Annotated in this window: 22 protein-coding genes; 16 read left to right on the plus strand and 6 right to left on the minus strand. The window is 53.7% G+C overall.

From position 1 onward, the window contains the following. Nucleotides 1-9: 9 nt before the first annotated feature. The 6 genes from lptB to D568_RS0102435 are packed head-to-tail and all read right to left on the minus strand — an operon-like array spanning nucleotide 10 to nucleotide 4,341. Entirely contained in the window at nucleotides 10-735 is a 726-nt protein-coding gene (lptB, locus tag D568_RS0102410) for an LPS export ABC transporter ATP-binding protein (RefSeq protein ID WP_020207971.1), read from the minus strand. A 4-nt stretch (nucleotides 736-739) separates the two neighbouring features. Next, on the minus strand, nucleotides 740-1,258 hold the full coding sequence (gene lptA / locus D568_RS0102415; protein ID WP_020207972.1) for a lipopolysaccharide transport periplasmic protein LptA: 519 nt from the start codon (nucleotides 1,256-1,258) through the stop codon (nucleotides 740-742). Further along, nucleotides 1,245-1,823, minus strand: a complete 579-nt coding sequence (gene lptC, locus D568_RS0102420) for an LPS export ABC transporter periplasmic protein LptC (protein ID WP_020207973.1) — start codon at nucleotides 1,821-1,823, stop codon at nucleotides 1,245-1,247. Before lptC ends, lptA begins: the two co-directional genes overlap by 14 nt. Nucleotide 1,824: 1 nt before the next feature. Further along, nucleotides 1,825-2,355, minus strand: a complete 531-nt coding sequence (gene kdsC / locus D568_RS0102425) for a 3-deoxy-manno-octulosonate-8-phosphatase KdsC (protein WP_020207974.1) — start codon at nucleotides 2,353-2,355, stop codon at nucleotides 1,825-1,827. A gap of 17 nt (nucleotides 2,356-2,372) precedes the next feature. Further along, complete coding sequence (locus D568_RS0102430; RefSeq protein ID WP_020207975.1) at nucleotides 2,373-3,341, minus strand: KpsF/GutQ family sugar-phosphate isomerase; 969 nt, start codon at nucleotides 3,339-3,341, stop codon at nucleotides 2,373-2,375. A gap of 37 nt (nucleotides 3,342-3,378) precedes the next feature. Beyond that, nucleotides 3,379-4,341 (minus strand): calcium/sodium antiporter, encoded by a 963-nt coding sequence (locus tag D568_RS0102435; RefSeq protein ID WP_020207976.1) that lies wholly within the window; start codon nucleotides 4,339-4,341, stop codon nucleotides 3,379-3,381. Between the two features lie 145 nt (nucleotides 4,342-4,486). On the opposite strand from D568_RS0102435, the gene D568_RS0102440 reads away from it, so the two are divergent. The 16 genes from D568_RS0102440 (at nucleotide 4,487) to dapB (ending at nucleotide 16,883) form a co-directional block, all read left to right on the plus strand. Beyond that, the gene (locus D568_RS0102440) at nucleotides 4,487-5,101 is read left to right on the plus strand and encodes an MlaC/ttg2D family ABC transporter substrate-binding protein (protein ID WP_020207977.1); all 615 of its coding nucleotides are present in this window, start codon (nucleotides 4,487-4,489) and stop codon (nucleotides 5,099-5,101) included. Nucleotides 5,102-5,236: 135 nt separating this feature from the next. Continuing rightward, nucleotides 5,237-5,470, plus strand: coding sequence for a BolA family protein (locus D568_RS0102445; RefSeq protein ID WP_020207978.1), 234 nt, complete (start codon nucleotides 5,237-5,239; stop codon nucleotides 5,468-5,470). A gap of 12 nt (nucleotides 5,471-5,482) precedes the next feature. Continuing rightward, nucleotides 5,483-6,745 carry a UDP-N-acetylglucosamine 1-carboxyvinyltransferase gene (gene murA / locus D568_RS0102450; protein ID WP_026286810.1) on the plus strand — a complete coding sequence of 421 codons (1,263 nt, stop codon included), beginning with the start codon at nucleotides 5,483-5,485 and terminating at the stop codon, nucleotides 6,743-6,745. A 23-nt stretch (nucleotides 6,746-6,768) separates the two neighbouring features. Continuing rightward, nucleotides 6,769-7,404 carry an ATP phosphoribosyltransferase gene (gene hisG, locus D568_RS0102455; RefSeq protein WP_020207980.1) on the plus strand — a complete coding sequence of 212 codons (636 nt, stop codon included), beginning with the start codon at nucleotides 6,769-6,771 and terminating at the stop codon, nucleotides 7,402-7,404. Between the two features lie 35 nt (nucleotides 7,405-7,439). After that, nucleotides 7,440-8,744, plus strand: a complete 1,305-nt coding sequence (gene hisD / locus D568_RS0102460; protein ID WP_020207981.1) for a histidinol dehydrogenase — start codon at nucleotides 7,440-7,442, stop codon at nucleotides 8,742-8,744. A gap of 113 nt (nucleotides 8,745-8,857) precedes the next feature. Then, entirely contained in the window at nucleotides 8,858-9,325 is a 468-nt protein-coding gene (gene nrdR / locus D568_RS0102465; protein WP_020207982.1) for a transcriptional regulator NrdR, read from the plus strand. Beyond that, complete coding sequence (gene ribD, locus D568_RS0102470) at nucleotides 9,325-10,479, plus strand: bifunctional diaminohydroxyphosphoribosylaminopyrimidine deaminase/5-amino-6-(5-phosphoribosylamino)uracil reductase RibD (RefSeq protein ID WP_020207983.1); 1,155 nt, start codon at nucleotides 9,325-9,327, stop codon at nucleotides 10,477-10,479. The genes nrdR and ribD overlap by 1 nt, the downstream gene beginning before the upstream one ends. Nucleotides 10,480-10,499: 20 nt before the next feature. Next, the gene (locus D568_RS0102475) at nucleotides 10,500-11,150 is read left to right on the plus strand and encodes a riboflavin synthase (protein WP_020207984.1); all 651 of its coding nucleotides are present in this window, start codon (nucleotides 10,500-10,502) and stop codon (nucleotides 11,148-11,150) included. Between the two features lie 41 nt (nucleotides 11,151-11,191). Next, a complete protein-coding gene (gene ribBA / locus D568_RS0102480) occupies nucleotides 11,192-12,310 on the plus strand; it encodes a bifunctional 3,4-dihydroxy-2-butanone-4-phosphate synthase/GTP cyclohydrolase II (protein WP_020207985.1) in 1,119 nt (372 codons plus the stop codon). Between the two features lie 19 nt (nucleotides 12,311-12,329). Beyond that, nucleotides 12,330-12,797 (plus strand): 6,7-dimethyl-8-ribityllumazine synthase, encoded by a 468-nt coding sequence (ribH, locus tag D568_RS0102485; protein WP_020207986.1) that lies wholly within the window; start codon nucleotides 12,330-12,332, stop codon nucleotides 12,795-12,797. Further along, nucleotides 12,797-13,255 carry a transcription antitermination factor NusB gene (nusB, locus tag D568_RS0102490; RefSeq protein WP_020207987.1) on the plus strand — a complete coding sequence of 153 codons (459 nt, stop codon included), beginning with the start codon at nucleotides 12,797-12,799 and terminating at the stop codon, nucleotides 13,253-13,255. Before ribH ends, nusB begins: the two co-directional genes overlap by 1 nt. Nucleotides 13,256-13,257: 2 nt before the next feature. Beyond that, a complete protein-coding gene (gene thiL / locus D568_RS0102495; RefSeq protein ID WP_020207988.1) occupies nucleotides 13,258-14,238 on the plus strand; it encodes a thiamine-phosphate kinase in 981 nt (326 codons plus the stop codon). 25 nt (nucleotides 14,239-14,263) lie between these two features. Beyond that, nucleotides 14,264-14,764, plus strand: a complete 501-nt coding sequence (locus tag D568_RS0102500) for a phosphatidylglycerophosphatase A family protein (protein ID WP_026286811.1) — start codon at nucleotides 14,264-14,266, stop codon at nucleotides 14,762-14,764. Between the two features lie 28 nt (nucleotides 14,765-14,792). Next, complete coding sequence (locus tag D568_RS0102505) at nucleotides 14,793-15,428, plus strand: TIGR02281 family clan AA aspartic protease (protein ID WP_020207990.1); 636 nt, start codon at nucleotides 14,793-14,795, stop codon at nucleotides 15,426-15,428. Between the two features lie 15 nt (nucleotides 15,429-15,443). Next, nucleotides 15,444-16,043: a GTP cyclohydrolase II gene (ribA, locus tag D568_RS0102510; protein ID WP_020207991.1), complete on the plus strand. Its 600-nt coding sequence runs from the start codon at nucleotides 15,444-15,446 to the stop codon at nucleotides 16,041-16,043. A 33-nt stretch (nucleotides 16,044-16,076) separates the two neighbouring features. Then, nucleotides 16,077-16,883: a 4-hydroxy-tetrahydrodipicolinate reductase gene (dapB, locus tag D568_RS0102515; protein ID WP_020207992.1), complete on the plus strand. Its 807-nt coding sequence runs from the start codon at nucleotides 16,077-16,079 to the stop codon at nucleotides 16,881-16,883. Nucleotides 16,884-16,962: the final 79 nt, after the last annotated feature.

Raw genomic sequence — 16,962 nt, forward strand, 5'->3', positions numbered from 1 at the left:
GCCTAGGGGCTACAGCATGAAGTTTTCGCCAAGATATACTTTTCGAACCTTGGCGTTGCTGAGAATATCCTCTGAACTTCCTTCGGCGATAATGTGGCCTTCAGAAACAATATAAGCCTTTTCACAAATGCCCAAAGTTTCACGCACGTTGTGATCAGTAATCAGAATGCCGATGTCGCGGTCTTTTAAGTGTTGTACGATTTGCTGGATATCGCTGACGGAAATGGGATCAACTCCGGCAAAAGGCTCATCCAGTAAAATAAAAGCGGGGTTTGTGGCCAGAGCACGGGCGATCTCCACCCGACGGCGCTCACCACCCGATAACGCCATGCCAAGGCTGTCCCGAATGTGGGTGATATGAAACTCCTGCATTAATGCTTCCAGTTCTTGCTGACGCTGCGCAGAGGTGAGGTCTTTACGGGTTTGCAGAATGGCGAGAATGTTATCGGCCACAGAAAGCTTGCGAAACACCGACGCTTCCTGGGGGAGATAGCCAATCCCTGCGCGAGCGCGGCCGTGAATTGGAAGTGAGGTCAGGTCTTGGCCGTTTAAACTCACTCGGCCTCTATCGGCTTTGACCAGGCCCGCGATCATATAAAAACAAGTGGTTTTACCGGCACCGTTAGGGCCGAGCAGGCCGACGATTTCACCGCTAGAGACGCTCAGCGATACATCGATGACCACCTGGCGACCTTTGTAGCTTTTAGCCAGGTTTTCTGCTTTCAATGTTGCCATCTTGTTACTCGATTGCCGCCGGTGGGATAGTCATTTGGATGCGCTCATCGCCTTCAGTGCCGCTTTGAGCGTTAACCAGCTCTTTCGTGAGGTCGTAGTGGAGTCTGTGGCCGCGCATAATGGCGCCGTCTTGTTCCAATTTTACCGACTCGGTCATTGAAACCGTATTGTTGGCGCTGTCGTATATGATCTCGTTGGCCTCGGCGCTGACAATGCCACGCTCTGTACTTGGGCGCTGCTGGAAGTGTGCTGGACTGCCAATGGCGGTTACCGCTTTAACGCTATTGTCGGCGCTGAATTTTACAGTAATGGTGTCGGCTTTTATTTTCAAAGACCCTTGCTGTAGTAAGGCGTTACCGCTGTAGGTAATAAGGCCATTTTTTTGGTCGAAGGTTTGCGTATCCGCCTGCAGCTGGAATGGTTGCTCGCGGTCATCTGGCAAGGCCTGAACGTTGGGTGTTGTTAACACTGCCAAAAATAGTATCGCTAGCAGTGCCGAAAATGTCGATTTAAAGCGGGTCATAAAGGCTTTTTACCTCAGCTAACAATTCTATTTGACCCTCCTCTAGGGCCGCATTGAGGCCTACAGCAGTGGTCTTACCACGGGCGCTGAGAATGGTAACAGGTTTAGGGGTATGGGCGTATTGGCGTTCTGTATGGATCAGTAAATCTTCGGTGAGAATAGTGACTTTGCCATATTCCGCATTGTCGCTATAGGCGCTTACATCCTGCTCAAGCTTGAGGGTCTGGTCGATATTGTTGACCGTGCCTCGCTCTGCGCTGAGGTGCCAAGGAGCTTTGCCTTCGCTGTAGAACTCGATTTCTGGGGCGAGGATGTCACCGCGATTCTCGGCGCTGTTTTGATAATAGTTTACGCGTTGTGCGTGAAGGGTATGCTTCAAGGTGCCATTTTTATCGTAGGTGCGGTCGCGCATACCGACAATATAAGTGCTGGGATGGGAGTCCCCCTGTGGGTTTGATTTGTCTTTTAAAAGCGGGTTGCGAGGCGTGATCTGCATCACCACGGATACCGCAATTGCGCAAACAATAGCGGGAATAAGCCAGCTTTTGGTTGGGTGCTGTCGCATTTTAGCCCTCGGTATGTCGAGCTATGGCCTGTTCAAAGTTGCCTTGGGCTTGCAGAATTAAATCGCAGGCTTCTCGCACGGCACCTTCGCCCCCGGCACGATGGCTGATCCAGTGAGCGTATTCGGCGACACTGCTGTGGGCATTGGGCACCGTTAATGCCAGGCCTACCCGTGTCATGATGGATAAGTCTGGCCAGTCGTCCCCCATGTGGGCAATTTCATTAGGCGCGAGATGGAGTTCGTTGAACACTTCCTGCAAGGCGTCCCACTTGTCTTCACGGCCTTGAATCAGTAGTTCAATTCCTAGCTCTCGGGCGCGTCTTGCGACAACTTCGCTGGAGCGGCCGGTGATGATTGCGACCTGCACGCCGGTAGCCATTAATGACTTAATGCCTTGGCCGTCTTGGGTGTTAAAGGCTTTCATCTCATTGCCGTGGTTGTCAAAGTACAGTCGGCCATCGGTAAGGACGCCGTCGACATCCAGAATGAGAAGTTTGATGTGTTTGGCTAAATCAAGAGTTTGTCGGGTCATAGAATCGCTATAGCTTCTTAAATAACACCCGCTCGCAGCAGGTCGTGTAAATGGACAACGCCGGTGGCTGTTTGATCGGCTGCAGCAATAATCAGCGACGTAATTTTTCGCTCTTCCATGATTTTAATGGCCTCAGCGGCCAGGGTGTCTTCGTCAATTGTCTGTGGTGCGTGGGTCATCACCTCTGACATGGTGGCGTGTTTGAGGTCGATGTTGCGGTCGATACAGCGCCGTAAATCCCCGTCTGTGAATACACCGACGAGTGTGCCTTCGTGCTGTACGGTCGTCATGCCCAGGCCTTTTCGGCTCATTTCCAGTAGTCCCTGGGGCAGGGTATCACTGGGGGACACTTTCGGTAGCTGCTCGCCTTGATGCATTACATCGCTAACGCGCAATAAAAGTTTGCGCCCAAGTGCGCCGCCGGGGTGAGAAAAAGCAAAGTCCTCAGCGGTAAAGCCGCGTGCTTCCAGCAGTGCGATCGCCAGGGCGTCGCCCAGCACAGTGGTCACCGTGGCGCTGGAAGTGGGGGCCAGTGCCAGGGGGCAGGCTTCACGTTCAACTGCGATCGATAAGTGAACCTCGGATGCCTTTGCGAGCACCGAAATAGGGTCGCCGGTCATGCTGATCAGAGGAATCCCCAAGCGTTTGAACAAAGGTAGCAGCGTCAGTAGCTCGGCCGAGTTGCCAGAATAAGAAATGGCAATCAGGACGTCACTGGCGGTTACCATGCCTAAATCGCCGTGACTGGCTTCGCCGGGGTGCATAAAAAAGGCCGGTGTGCCCGTGCTTGCTAAAGTGGCGGCGATTTTTTTACCCATGTGGCCAGACTTGCCCATGCCAGAGACAATGACCCGGCCCTGACAGCCGAGTATTAAATCGCAGGCGCGGCTAAAATCGCCATTGACGCTCTGCGCCAAGCTGGTAACGGCGTCAGCTTCCAGGGCTATTGTGCGCCGGGCAGAAGCGGCGTAATCAAATCGACTCATAACCATCCAGTTTTGCGAGGGCGGGATTATACGACAATTAGCCCAGTAGGATCACATAATAGCCAGCGTATAACGCTAGCAGAGCTATCCCCATCAAATTGCCTAAGCGTGCGCCACCCTGGTTGCGGTGAAAATAGGCGCTAAAATAAAGCGCTAGGGCCAGCAAAGCCGTCAAGCCTGCCATTGCCAGGAAGTCGCGGCCGAAAACTTCAGCGTCCAGGGTCAGCGGGGCGATGATTTCCGGTATGGCCATCACCGCGAGAATGTTAAACAGGTTAGAGCCGATGACATTGCCAATGGCAATGTCGTGGTGGCCTTTAAGGGCACTGGCTACGGACGCTGCAAGCTCGGGCAGGCTGGTGCCTATTGCGACTACCGTCAGGCCTATGATCAGTGGGCTAACGCCAAAAGCTAAGGCCAGTTCGCTGGCTCCACGAACTAATAGATCAGCGCTTACGATTAATAATATTAAACCGACAGCAAACCACACAAGGGCGCGTGCACGTGACATTTGCGGAATGTCTTCATCGACCTCTTCGGGGTGGTGGCGTTTGCTCCAGATAATAAGGTACATGGCACAGGGGAGTGACAGCAATAATATTAAGCCCTCAGTGCGGGTCAATTGCGCGTCAAAGAGGAACCATCCGGCCATGGCGGTGACCAAGAGCAGCACCGGCAACTCAACTTTGAGTAAATGGTTCTGGATGGGTAGGGCGGCAATTAGCGCGGTAACGCCTAATACTAAGCCAATATTGGCGAGGTTGGAGCCAAGAGCGTTACCAACGGCCAGATCTCCCGCGTGTTTAAGGCCTGCATTAATAGATACGATGACCTCTGGAGCCGATGTGCCAAAGGCCACAATGGTCAGGCCGATGATCAGTTTGGAGATTCCAAAGGTGCGAGCTAAGGCTGCGCTGCCTCCTACAAAGCGATCGGCGCTCCAGATTAGGCCGACAAAACCAATGAGGACAAACAGTACAGGAAGCCAAAGGGAGGTCATAAAATTTTCTCAGGGTGTGGGGTGTGTCTGATCAGTAACGTGCGTTGGTGTAGGCCACCGCGGTGTGAAATGGTATAGTTTTACGTCTCACGCAGCAATTCTTTGCGCCTGCTCAGGCGATTTAAATTTTAAAAGGACAAATGACATGAAAAAGATGGGCTATTCAATGTTTGCCCGACGCTTATGGCTGGTTTTAGGGCTGATGTTTGCTGCGCAGTTGGCGCAGGCCGCCGATCCATACGAGATTGTGGATGATGTAACCAATAAGCTGGTGAGTGCCGCGCGTGACTTCAATAAAGATGGCGACAAAAGCGCTTTTGATAAGACGGTTTTGGAGACCTTAGAGCCGGTGGTTGCTTTTGAGTATATCGCCCGGGTGGTTATGGGGGATTACTTTGCTAAAGCTTCTCAGGCTCAGCGTGATGCGTTCGCCGAGACTTTTAAAAAAGACTTGGTGGGTACTTACGCCAAAGGTATAGCTACTTACGCAGATAGTGATATTGAATTGCTACGCGACGCCGATGTGGGTGATAAGCGTCGCGTCATGGTCGAGCAGCAGGTTAAATATCAAGGCGCTACTCACAAGCTCTCTTACACTATGGGTAAGAATCGTGACGGCCAGTGGAAGTTAATTAACTTAGTGCTGAACGGCGCCAACTTGGGCAGTTCTTTCAGCAGTCAGTTCGAGCAGCTTGCCAGTAAGTACAGTGGTGATCTGGATAAAGTAACGGCCAACTGGAGTAGCTCAAGCGACTCATAGGCCATCAGTTTGCACAATATTTGCTGCCGGGGGTGCCAATGGGTGCGCCCGGCGGCGCAATCCGGTAAGATTCCCGCCCTGATATTCATTCATCTGCGCCCATCAAACAGCGCAGTCTAGCCCTATAGGGACACTATGCAAGCCGAAGAAATTCAGGCGCTGATTGAGAGCGCGGTACCTGACAGTCAAGCTCAGGTCCAAATTGAAGGTAATCACGTCCATGTGCGTGTGGTAAGCCCCGCTTTTGCCGGTATCAGTCCGGTCAAAAAGCAGCAAATGGTGTATGCCGTACTGAATGACAAAATCGCCTCGGGCGAAATTCACGCCGTTCATATGCAAACTCTGACCCCGGAACAAGCGGCGCAATAGTACAGGTAGACCATGGATAAATTAATGATCAATCGGGCTGGCCCTTTACAGGGCGAGATCCGTATTTCCGGTTCAAAAAACTCAGCACTGCCGATTTTGGCGGCCACTTTGCTGGCCGATAGCCCGATTCATATCTCGAATTTGCCGCATTTAAATGACATTACCACCATGTTGGCGCTGCTGCGTTGTATGGGTGTGGGGGTGATGATTGATGAGCGTATGTCAGTCGAAATTGACGCCAATGCCATCAATGATTTTACCGCCCCCTATGAGCTGGTAAAAACCATGCGCGCTTCGATTTTGGTGCTCGGCCCTATGTTGAGTCGCCACGGTGTGGCCAATGTGTCATTTCCCGGTGGCTGTGCGATTGGCTCGCGGCCTGTGGATATTCACCTGCGTGGCCTGGAGGCAATGGGCGCCACTATTGAAGTCGACGAAGGCTATATTCGGGCTCGAAGTGATGGTCGTTTAAAGGGGGCGCATATCTTTATGGATACCGTCACCGTGGGCGGCACCGAAAACCTGCTGATGGCGGCCGTATTGGCACAGGGACGCACAGTTCTTGAGAATGCAGCGCGCGAGCCGGAAGTGGTTGATCTCGCCAACTGTTTAGTGGCGATGGGAGCCAACATCCAAGGTATAGGTACGGCCACATTGACCATTGATGGCGTTGAACGATTGTCGGGTTGTCGTTATGACATCATGCCTGACCGTATCGAGACGGGCACCTATTTGGTGGCTGCGGCCACCACACGCGGCAAGATTCGTGTCAAAGACACTCGCGAAGATATTCTTGAGGGGGTTCTCTTAAAACTGGAGGAAGCGGGCGCGCACATTGAAACAGGCCCGGACTGGATCGGCTTGGATATGAAAGGCAACCGACCCCGGGCGGTGAGCCTTAAGACTGCTCCTTATCCAGCGTTTCCCACCGATATGCAGGCCCAGTTTACCGCTATGAATGCGGTGGCAGAGGGGGCCAGCTCGGTGACAGAAACCATCTTTGAAAATCGCTTGATTCAGGTACACGAGTTAAACCGAATGGGGGCAAAAATCACCTTGCAGGGTAATACCGCCCTGATTGAGGGTGTTGAGTCGCTCAAAGGCGCACCGGTGATGGCTACTGATCTGCGGGCTTCGGCCAGCTTAGTGATTGCTGGGATGGTGGCCGATGGTACAACCTTGGTGGATCGGATTTACCACATTGACCGCGGCTACGAGTGTATCGAAGAAAAACTGCAAATGTTGGGGGCGAGCATTCGCCGAGTGCCCAGCTAAATCAACAGGCAGAGCAACCACGCATGAGTGAAATGATTACCATCGCCCTGACCAAGGGGCGCATACTGAAAGAAACTCTGCCGCTGCTGGCGGCGGCCGATATTCACCCCGAAGAGGATATCGATAAGAGTCGCAAGCTGGTGTTTGCCACCAATAAGCCCGATGTCCAGCTGCTGGTGTTGCGCGGCGCGGATGTGCCTACGTACGTGCAATTTGGCGCGGCCGATATGGGCATTTCCGGCAAGGATACCTTAATGGAAAACGGTGCCGATGGCCTGTACGAGCCGTTGGACTTGCGGATTGCCAAGTGCCGGCTTATGACCGCCGCCATCAAAGAGGCACCGGCGAAGCACGGTCGCCTGCGGGTTGCCACAAAGTATGTGAATATCGCCAAACAGTACTACGCCACTCAGGGGCGTCAGGTCGATATCATCAAGCTCTATGGCGGTATGGAGCTGGCGCCGATTATGAATCTCGCCGATGAAATTGTGGATATTGTCGATACCGGCAACACGCTAAAAGCCAACGGCCTTGAGGCGCGCGAGCACATCGCTGACATCAGCTCGCGGCTGATCGTGAACAAAGCCTCCATGAAAATGAAGCACGTGGGCATCCAGGCCATCATAGATGGCATTTCTGGCGCTCTCACGGCTGAGTAAGGGCTAACATCGAACCTAGAAGCAGAACCAAAAACATGACTGAAGCATTGATTACCCGTCTGAATAACCAGGATGCCGACTTTACTGCGAAGCTGGATGCGCTGCTGGCCTGGGACTCCGTATCGGACCATAAGGTGGCCGAAGCGGTGGCGGATATTCTGCATCAGGTGAAAGAGCGTGGCGATGCGGCTGTTATAGAGTTTACTAACCGTTTTGATCGTCGCAACGTGGTGGACTTTTCTGAGTTGGTGGTAGCGCCAGAGGCTTTACAGCAAGCGTTGCAGGCTATCGATCCGGCCCAGCGCGAAGCGCTTGAAGAGGCGGCGCGACGGGTGCGCGCTTATCACGAACATCAGCGGCAAGAGTCCTGGCGTTACACCGAGGCCGATGGCACGGTGCTGGGGCAAAAAATTACGCCCATGGAGCGAGTGGGCTTGTATGTGCCCGGTGGTAAAGCCTCCTATCCGTCATCGGTATTGATGAATGCTATTCCCGCCAAAGTGGCAGGGGTAGACGAACTGACCATGGTGGTGCCCGCACCCGATGGTGAATTGAATCAAACGGTATTGGCTGCTGCCGCCATCGCCGGGGTTGATCGCGTGATTACCATTGGTGGGGCTCAGGCTGTGGCTGCGCTCGCTTACGGTACGCAAACTATCGCCCGGGTCGATAAAATTGTGGGTCCAGGCAATATTTTCGTGGCTACCGCCAAGCGTGCGGTGTTTGGCCAAGTGGCCATTGATATGATCGCGGGGCCATCGGAAATTTTAGTGTTGTGTGACGGTCAGACGGATCCGGACTGGATTGCCATGGATTTGTTCAGTCAGGCCGAGCACGATGAGCAGGCTCAGTCCATTTTAATCAGCCCCGATGGCGAGTTTTTGAATAAGGTCGAGCAGGCCATGGAGCGCCTGCTGCCGACCATGTCTCGCGAGCCTATTATTCGTCAGTCTCTGGCCAATCGCGGCGCGTTAATTAAAGTTGCGAATATGGATGAAGCGGTCGCGCTGTCGAACCGTATTGCGCCAGAGCACTTGGAGGTGTCGGTCGAGGACCCCGAAGCGCTGTTGCCAAGCATTCGCCACGCCGGCGCTATTTTTATGGGGCGTCACACCCCCGAAGCGCTGGGCGATTACTGCGCTGGGCCTAACCACGTTCTGCCTACCTCGGGCACGGCGCGATTCAGCTCGCCGCTGGGTGTCTATGACTTTCAAAAGCGCAGCTCAATTATTTTTGCCTCAGCCCAAGGGGCGTCTGATTTGGCTCACACAGCGGCTACATTAGCCCGGAGTGAAGATTTAGAAGCTCACGCGCTGTCGGCCGACTACCGCAAACACTAGTCAGCGGGCCCATCAGGCAGGCTCCTGTGCGTCATTGATGGCGCTTTGTGCTACTATGCGCGCAATTTTTCGCGAGCCAAGTAGCGCATCTGCGCTGAACAGAGGCAAAAGCCATGCACTGTCCTTTCTGTAGTGCCGATGAAACCAAAGTGATCGATTCACGGCTGGTGGCCGAGGGTGATCAGGTACGTCGTCGGCGCGAGTGCTTATCCTGCCACGAACGATTTACCACCTACGAAATCGCTGAGCTGGTGATGCCACGTATTATCAAGCAGGACGGCACCCGCGAGCCATTCGACGAAAACAAACTGCGTGCCGGGCTGCAGCGGGCACTGGAAAAGCGTCCGGTATCGGTCGAGTCCATCGAGACAGCTATCGCCAATATTAAGCACTTTCTTCAAGCCACCGGTGAGCGCGAAGTGCGTTCGCGCCGCTTGGGCGAAAAAGTGATGGACGAGCTGCGCGAATTGGATGAAGTGGCTTATGTTCGTTTTGCGTCGGTGTATCGCAGTTTCAAAGATTTACATGAATTCCGCCAGGAGATTGATCGCCTGGAAGGACAGGAGCGCGACACAATTTAATGTCTGTAACTCAAACACACAGTGTTTACATGGCCGAGGCGCTGAGCCTGGCGCGACGCGGGCTGCAAACCACCACACCAAACCCCGCCGTGGGCTGTTTGCTGGTGCGTGAGGGCGAGGTGATCGGTCGCGGTTGGCATCGGGTGGCAGGTGATTTCCACGCTGAAATTCATGCCCTGCGTGACGCTACGATACAAACAGGCGGTAACCCAGACGATACCGAAGCGGTGCGCACTGCCTGCCAAGGTGCCGACTGCTACGTTACCCTTGAGCCTTGTAGTCATACGGGCCGAACCGGCCCCTGTGCCGAGGCCTTGGTAGCGGCGGGTGTGGGCCGGGTTATTTATGCAATGGAAGACCCCAATCCGCAAGTGGCTGGCCGCGGCTTCGAGATTCTGCGCGCTGCCGGTATAGAAGTGATAGGCCCGGTGCTGGAAGATGAAGCGCTGGCGCTCAATAAAGGTTTTGTTAAGCGCATGACCCGCGGCTTGCCAATGGTAAGTTGTAAATTAGCGATGAGCTTGGATGGTCGCACTGCAATGGCCAGTGGTGAGAGCCAGTGGGTTACCGCACGCCGCGCCCGCGAAGACGTGCAGCGAATGCGCGCCGCCAGCTGCGCTATCGTATCGGGTGTGGACACGGTGCTGATGGACAATGCCAGTTTAACGGTTCGTGCCGACGACTGGCCCGAGGCCCCTGAAGACGGTGAAATCCGTCAGCCGCTGCGGGTGGTGCTGGATTCAAAAGGGCGTTTAACGCCCGATTGTGCGTTGGTACAGTTTGAGTCGCCCATACTTTTACTGCATACGTCCGAGGTAGATACATCCGGTTGGCCCGAGCATGTCGAACACGTGGTATTGCCTGAGCGCGAAGGTGGAGTTAACCCTTACGCTGTGCTGCGAGAGCTGGCTAAACGCGGTTGCAACCGCGTGATGGTAGAGGCCGGTGCGAAGGTGGCAGGTAGCTTTTTGCGCATGGGAATGCTGGACGAGCTGGTGATTTACATGGCCCCCAAATTGTTGGGTAACCGCGCCCGTGGCTTGTTTGAATTGCCCATTGACGCCATGGCCGGCCAATTACCGCTTAAAATTACCGATATGCGCGCTATCGGCCAGGATTGGCGTATTACCGCCGTTCCCGATTTTGATTCTTAACTCGTATTGAAAGGCGAAACGTGTTTACTGGAATAGTTGAAGCTGTCGGTGAGGTGGTTGAAGCAACCCCTAAAAGTGGCGATTTAAGCCTGCGCATTCGCACAGGAAAGCTGGATTTAGCGGATGTTGCTTTGGGCGATTCCATTGCGACTAATGGTGTTTGCCTGACGGTGGTAGATTTGCCCGGCGACGGCTTTCGTGCCGATGTATCTCGCGAAAGTTTATCGCTTACTACCATTGGTCAGTGGCGGCCTGGACAGTGCGTCAATTTGGAAAAAGCCTTGCTGCCTACCACGCGCTTGGGTGGGCATATTGTCAGTGGGCACGTAGATGGTTTCGGTGAGGTGGTGAGTCGCCAGGCTGATGCGCGCTCGGAGCGTTTTCGGTTGCGCGCCCCCGAGCAACTGGCGCATTACATCGCCCATAAAGGCTCAATTACCGTGGATGGCACAAGTCTGACGGTAAACCGGGTTGAAGGTGCTGAGTTTGAACTCAATATAGTGCCTCACACTCTCGCAGAGACCATCATGGGGGAGTATAAGCCGGGCACTCAGGTAAACCTGGAAGTGGACGTATTAGCCCGCTATCTTGAACGTTTACTTCAAGGTGGTGGCAAAACCGAACCCCAGGGGATGACGGCAGAGTTTCTGGCGGAGCATGGCTTTAAGTAGTGTCTTAGTGTTGATAACCCAATAAGCGTGAGCAGTCTGTAATGCAATTTAATACCGTTGAAGAATTGATCGATGATCTGCGTCAGGGAAAAATGATTATCCTGATGGACGATGAGAATCGTGAAAACGAAGGCGACCTGATTATGGTGGCCGAGCAGGTGCGCGCAGAAGACATTAACTTTATGGCCAGCCATGCGCGCGGGCTTATCTGCCTGACCATCACTCCCGAACGCTGCGAGCAATTAGGCTTGCCGCTCATGGTGCAGGATAACAAGGCCAAGCATTCTACGAACTTTACGACCTCGATTGAGGCCGCTGAGGGAGTGACGACGGGGATTTCTGCCGCCGACCGGGCGCGCACTGTACGTGCCGCGGTAGCGCTAAACGCACAACCTTCAGATATTGTGCAGCCCGGCCATATTTTTCCTATTGTTGCGCAGCCTGGCGGTGTGATGAGTCGTGCAGGCCACACCGAAGCTGGTTGCGACCTGGCTCGGATGGCAGGCTTTGAAGCGGCGGCCGTCATTGTCGAAGTCATGAACCCCGACGGCTCTATGGCGCGCAGGCCAGAGCTGGAGCAATTCGCACAAACCCACGGATTAAAAATCGGTACCATTGCCGACTTGATTCATTACCGCGCCACCAAAGAGCAAACCGTGGAGTGTGTTAACAAGCGCAAGGTAGAAACCGAGTACGGTGAATTCGCGTTACACACATATAAAGATACGGCGCGTGGCGATTTACACTTTGCGCTCGTCAAAGGTGAAATAGCCCCCGATGAAGACACCCTGGTGCGTGTCCATGTGATGGATACAGCACGTGATTTGCTGACAATTAAACGGCCTACTCTAGAGGGAGTATGTTCCTGGACTTATGCCCAGGCTCTCACGCGTATTGAGCAAGAAGGGCGCGGTGTGTTGGTTCTGATTTGTCACGATGAGTCTACGGCCGATGTAGAAGAGTCAATTGATTGGCTGCTTTCAGGGCGTCAGCAGCGCCGCAGCCCTGATGTGGTCTATAAACAAGTAGGTACGGGCTCGCAGATACTGCGTGATTTAGGCGTGAGAAAAATGCGGGTTATGTCTGCGCCTATGCGCTTTTCAGCGCTGTCGGGGTTTGATCTTGAAGTGGTCGATTATGTCGGCCCAGATAACAGTTAATGAACGTTGAGAAAAAACTATGAGTAAACATATTGTTGAAGGCGACTTTTCGGCCTCCAAGGGTAAATACGCCCTAATCGTTAGCCGTTGGAACAGTTTTGTAGTGGAAAGCCTGAAAGACGGCGCGCTGGATACCCTGCGTCGCCACGGCATTAGCGATGATAATGTCAGCATTTATTACGCGCCGGGTGCGTTTGAGTTTCCTTTGGTTGCTCAAAGAATTGCCGCAAAAGGCGAATTCGACGCCATTATCGCTTTAGGTGCGGTCATTCGCGGCGGTACCCCGCACTTTGATTACGTGGCAGGCGAATGCACGAAAGGCTTGGCGCAGGTTTCTCTGGATGCTGGTATTCCCGTCACCTTTGGCGTACTGACCGTGGACACCATTGAGCAGGCGATTGAGCGCTCGGGTACCAAAGCGGGCAATAAAGGCGTCGAAGCAGCCTCGACCGCGCTGGAAATGGTTTCTTTGTTGGGTAAGATTTAATGACAGATACTGGTATTTCTCCTTCTGCCCGCCGCAAGGCTCGCCACTATGCCATGCAGGGCCTGTATCAGTGGAAAATGTCTGGCAATAGCGTCAATGTTATTGAGGCCGCATTTCGCACCGATTACGACATGAAAAATGTTGATATCGCGTATTTTCATGAGCTTTTGCATCAAGTGCCTGCCAGACTGGATCAGGTTGAAGAGGTTTATGTGCCTCATCTGCAAGAGCGCAGTGGCGAAGAGCTCGACCCTATCACCGAGGCCCTGTTGCGCTTAGCCGCTTACGAACTCAAGTTTCGCATTGATGTGCCTTACAAGGTGGTGATTAATGAGGCGGTGGCGCTGGCGAAAAAATTCGGCGCTACAGACAGCCATAAATTCGTTAACGGCGTACTTGACCGAGCGGCCGCTGAGGCGAGATCGCTTGAAGTCAAGGCGAATAAAGGTCCTCGATAGTTGTGTCTTTGGGTGAATTTGAGCTGATTAACCAATACTTCAGGCCCGCAGCCGATAAACCGGATGGCGACGCTGTAGTGCTGGGTATTGGTGATGATGCCGCCCTGATTCAAGCCGACCCCGCCCAGCAGTTGGTGGTGGCGGCAGACGCCTTAGTAGCTGGTGTTCACTTTCCAGGTGATGCGGAAGCGGAACTTGTCGGTGAGCGATCACTTCGGGTGAACTTAAGCGATATGGCAGCTATGGGCGCCGAGCCTGCCTGGTATACCCTTTCGCTGACTCTACCCGCTGAATGGCACGAAGAGCAACGTCGCGATTGGGTGGCAGGCTTCAGCCGAGGCTTGCGTCAGGCTTCTGAGGCGTTTGGCTGTGAACTGGTTGGCGGCGATACCACCAGCGGACCTCTACATATTGGCATTCAAATGCTGGGGCAGGTTCCTCCCGGCAAGGCGCTGCGCCGCGATGGAGCTTGTGTCGGAGACTTTGTCTTAGTTACCCACACTCTCGGAGATGGGGCCGCTGCCTTGAAGAGCTTAAACGCACCGGAGCTTTGGAGTGAATCCCAGTGCGCCTATCTTTTTGAGCGTTTTTATCGCCCGATGCCTCGTATCACCGAAGGTGTCTTACTGCGCGATATCGCCTCTAGTGCTCAGGATGTCTCCGATGGGTTTTTGGCCGACCTGGGGCATATTTGTCATGCGAGCGATGTTGGCGCTGAGGTGGAGGTTGAACGGCTACCTATGAGCGAGGCCGTTCGGGCAGTTGATCTGCAAAGCGCCCGAGGCTTGGCTTTGACGGGTGGCGATGACTATGAGCTGGTATTTACCCTGAGCCCAGACAAAATGCCTGAGTTGGCAATGGCTCAGGCGCGTGGAGATATTGCCGCCACGGTCGTCGGTCGGATTGTTGCGGGGGCTGGTGTACACTGCCTGCTCAATGATGAGCCCTATAACCTGGATGCCACAGGTTACCGACACTTTTAACCGCGCCGACCAAGACACTGAATTCATGAATCACGCAACCAGACTCCCAAAGCCCAGTGCGCGCCAGCTGTATACCCAGGCCAGCCACTTTTTTGCTTTTGGCTTTGGTTCGGGGATGGCGCCCAAAGCGCCCGGCACTTTTGGTACCTTGGCCGCGATTCCGATCTATTGGTTAATCGCCGACTTAAGTTTACCTTTGTACGTCCTGTGGTTGCTTGTGACCTTCGCGCTTGGGGTGTTTTGGTGTGATCGCAGCTCTAAAGCGTTACAGGTGCACGACCATCCCGGCATTGTGTGGGATGAAATGGTGGGCTATTGGCTGACAATGTTGCTGGCTCCGGCAGGTTGGTTATGGATGTTAGCGGGGTTCGTACTTTTTCGTATTTTTGACATATTAAAGCCCTGGCCTATCGGAGCTATTGATCGCAAAGTGCATGGCGGTCTGGGCATTATGTTGGACGACATTCTGGCCGCGGTTTACGCTTGGCTGGTGTTGCAGGCGTTGGCGCTGTGGTTGGCGCCGTAAAAATGAATTCACTCTGAGGTCAATGGATATGAGCCGGACTGTGTGGTTGGTAGTGTTTACTCTGTGGGGCGCACATATAAGTGCAGCGGACCTGAGTGCGCAAATGCTGGCCAAGGACGCTGCTTTAATTGAGCTTGATGGCAAACAGCGTATGTTGCGTGCAGGGCAAACCAGTCCCGAAGGTGTCACTCTTGTGAGCGCCTCACGCGCCGGGGCGGTCGTAGAGTACCAAGGTTCGAAATACAGTCTTTCGCTGCAAAAAAATATCGCAACCAGCTTCGAGGAGGCCGAGCGCGCAGAAGTGCGTATTGCCAGTGGCCCCGGTGGGCACTATGAAATACCCGGCCGAATTAATGGCATGGCTGTTGATTTTATGGTGGATACCGGAGCCACCTCCGTTGCCATGAATAGCGGTCACGCACAGAGGCTTGGAATTAATTATCTGACGGGTAAGCAAGTCCTCGTGAATACAGCCAACGGCATTGTCACGGCCTACAGCGTCTGGCTTGATCGTGTATCGGCCGGTTCAATCGAAATAAAACACGTAGAGGCGATTGTCCATGCCGGCTCGTCGCCACATGTCATTTTACTGGGTAACAGTTATCTGAGCCTGGTGGATATGAGTACCGAAAACGGTGTGCTGGTATTAAAAGCGCGCCACTGAGTAAGAGATAAACAGTTGAGCATACGTTTTGTTGAGTCCTGCAAGCTGCCCACCCCTTGGGGTATGTTTGTGATGCACGGCTTCAGTGATGACCGTTTAGATAAAGAGCATATCGTTCTCACCATGGGCGAGATCAGCGACGGCGAGCCGGTGCTTGCACGGGTGCATTCCGAGTGCCTAACCGGCGATGCGTTGTTCAGTATGCGGTGCGACTGCGGCCCTCAGCTGCAAGCGGCGATGCATAAATTATCCATTGTCGGTCGCGGTGCCATTTTTTATTTGCGTCAGGAAGGGCGAGGCATTGGTTTACTGAATAAAGTGAAAGCCTATCATTTACAAGACTGCGGCGCCGACACCGTAGAGGCAAACGAACAATTGGGTTTTGGCGCCGATATGCGCGACTACAGCATTCTCAAGCCGATGATGGATCACCTGAATATTCACGCGCTTAAACTGATGACCAACAATCCGCGCAAAGTAAATGCGCTGCAGGAAATGGGCATAGAGATTGTTGAGCGCATTCCTCATCAAACCGGTCGCAACCCCCACAACGCTAAGTATCTGGAAACAAAAAAAGGCAAGCTCGGCCATTTGTTTGAAGACGATAGCGAATAAACACCAACGCGAATGACATCAAAGGTTAAATGCATGACGACTCGTATCGCTGTGACCGGGGCCGCCGGTCGTATGGGAAAAATTTTAATTGAGGCCGCTGTCAAATCGGCTGGCGCGCAGTTGACCGCTGCCGTGGTGCGCCCGGGTAGTTCACTCGTAGGTGCTGATGCCGGTGAACTGGCCGGTGTGGGCAAGCAGGGCGTTGCCATCGTGGATAACCTGGCAGAGGTGGTCTCGGAGTTTGATGCACTCATCGATTTCACTTCGCCGCGGGCAACCTTAGAAAACGCCAAATTATGTGCTGAGCATGGCAAAGCGATGGTGATTGGCACGACTGGTTTTAGTGACGAAGAAAAAGAAGCCTTGCTGGCGTATCAAACCCAAATACCTTTGTGCTTGGCGGCCAACTACAGTACGGGTGTGAACCTTTGCTTTAAGTTGCTGGAAACCGCTGCGCGAGTTATGGCCAGTGAATCGGATATTGAAATCGTCGAAGCCCACCACCGACATAAAGTCGACTCTCCTTCGGGTACCGCCCTGCGTATGGGCGAGGTAATCGCCGACACCGCTGGCCGCAACTTAAAGGACGTGGCCGTTTATGGCCGCGAGGGTATCAGTGAACCGCGCGATCGCGACACCATCGGTTTTGCTACAGTGCGCGGCGGGGATGTTGTCGGTGAGCATACGGTGATGTTTTTAGCCGAGGGTGAGCGCGTAGAAATTACCCACAAAGCCTCCAGCCGTTTGGCCTTTGGCAACGGCGCCGTACGCGCTGCGAGTTGGCTGTTGACGAAAGAGTCCGGGCTTTTTGATATGCAGGATGTGTTGAGTCTGCGTTAATCGGGCTAATCGCTTTACGCTGAAGGTGGGCTCCAACCTTGAGGTTAGAGCCGCACTACCATCAGCCGTTAGAGGGCAA

The sequence above is a fragment of the Gilvimarinus chinensis DSM 19667 genome, assembly GCF_000377745.1.
Classification (GTDB): Bacteria; Pseudomonadota; Gammaproteobacteria; order Pseudomonadales; family Cellvibrionaceae; genus Gilvimarinus; species Gilvimarinus chinensis.

Bases quoted from the DNA above. Each gene is read 5' to 3' on its own strand.
- lptB (WP_020207971.1), bottom strand. From the start codon at position 735: ATGGCAACATTGAAAGCAGAAAACCTGGCTAAAAGCTACAAAGGTCGC.
- lptA (WP_020207972.1), bottom strand. From the start codon at position 1,258: ATGACCCGCTTTAAATCGACATTTTCGGCACTGCTAGCGATACTATTT.
- lptC (WP_020207973.1), bottom strand. From the start codon at position 1,823: ATGCGACAGCACCCAACCAAAAGCTGGCTTATTCCCGCTATTGTTTGC.
- kdsC (WP_020207974.1), bottom strand. From the start codon at position 2,355: ATGACCCGACAAACTCTTGATTTAGCCAAACACATCAAACTTCTCATT.
- D568_RS0102430 (WP_020207975.1), bottom strand. From the start codon at position 3,341: ATGAGTCGATTTGATTACGCCGCTTCTGCCCGGCGCACAATAGCCCTG.
- D568_RS0102435 (WP_020207976.1), bottom strand. From the start codon at position 4,341: ATGACCTCCCTTTGGCTTCCTGTACTGTTTGTCCTCATTGGTTTTGTC.
- D568_RS0102440 (WP_020207977.1), top strand. From the start codon at position 4,487: ATGAAAAAGATGGGCTATTCAATGTTTGCCCGACGCTTATGGCTGGTT.
- D568_RS0102445 (WP_020207978.1), top strand. From the start codon at position 5,237: ATGCAAGCCGAAGAAATTCAGGCGCTGATTGAGAGCGCGGTACCTGAC.
- murA (WP_026286810.1), top strand. From the start codon at position 5,483: ATGGATAAATTAATGATCAATCGGGCTGGCCCTTTACAGGGCGAGATC.
- hisG (WP_020207980.1), top strand. From the start codon at position 6,769: ATGAGTGAAATGATTACCATCGCCCTGACCAAGGGGCGCATACTGAAA.
- hisD (WP_020207981.1), top strand. From the start codon at position 7,440: ATGACTGAAGCATTGATTACCCGTCTGAATAACCAGGATGCCGACTTT.
- nrdR (WP_020207982.1), top strand. From the start codon at position 8,858: ATGCACTGTCCTTTCTGTAGTGCCGATGAAACCAAAGTGATCGATTCA.
- ribD (WP_020207983.1), top strand. From the start codon at position 9,325: ATGTCTGTAACTCAAACACACAGTGTTTACATGGCCGAGGCGCTGAGC.
- ribBA (WP_020207985.1), top strand. From the start codon at position 11,192: ATGCAATTTAATACCGTTGAAGAATTGATCGATGATCTGCGTCAGGGA.
- ribH (WP_020207986.1), top strand. From the start codon at position 12,330: ATGAGTAAACATATTGTTGAAGGCGACTTTTCGGCCTCCAAGGGTAAA.
- nusB (WP_020207987.1), top strand. From the start codon at position 12,797: ATGACAGATACTGGTATTTCTCCTTCTGCCCGCCGCAAGGCTCGCCAC.
- D568_RS0102500 (WP_026286811.1), top strand. From the start codon at position 14,264: ATGAATCACGCAACCAGACTCCCAAAGCCCAGTGCGCGCCAGCTGTAT.
- D568_RS0102505 (WP_020207990.1), top strand. From the start codon at position 14,793: ATGAGCCGGACTGTGTGGTTGGTAGTGTTTACTCTGTGGGGCGCACAT.
- dapB (WP_020207992.1), top strand. From the start codon at position 16,077: ATGACGACTCGTATCGCTGTGACCGGGGCCGCCGGTCGTATGGGAAAA.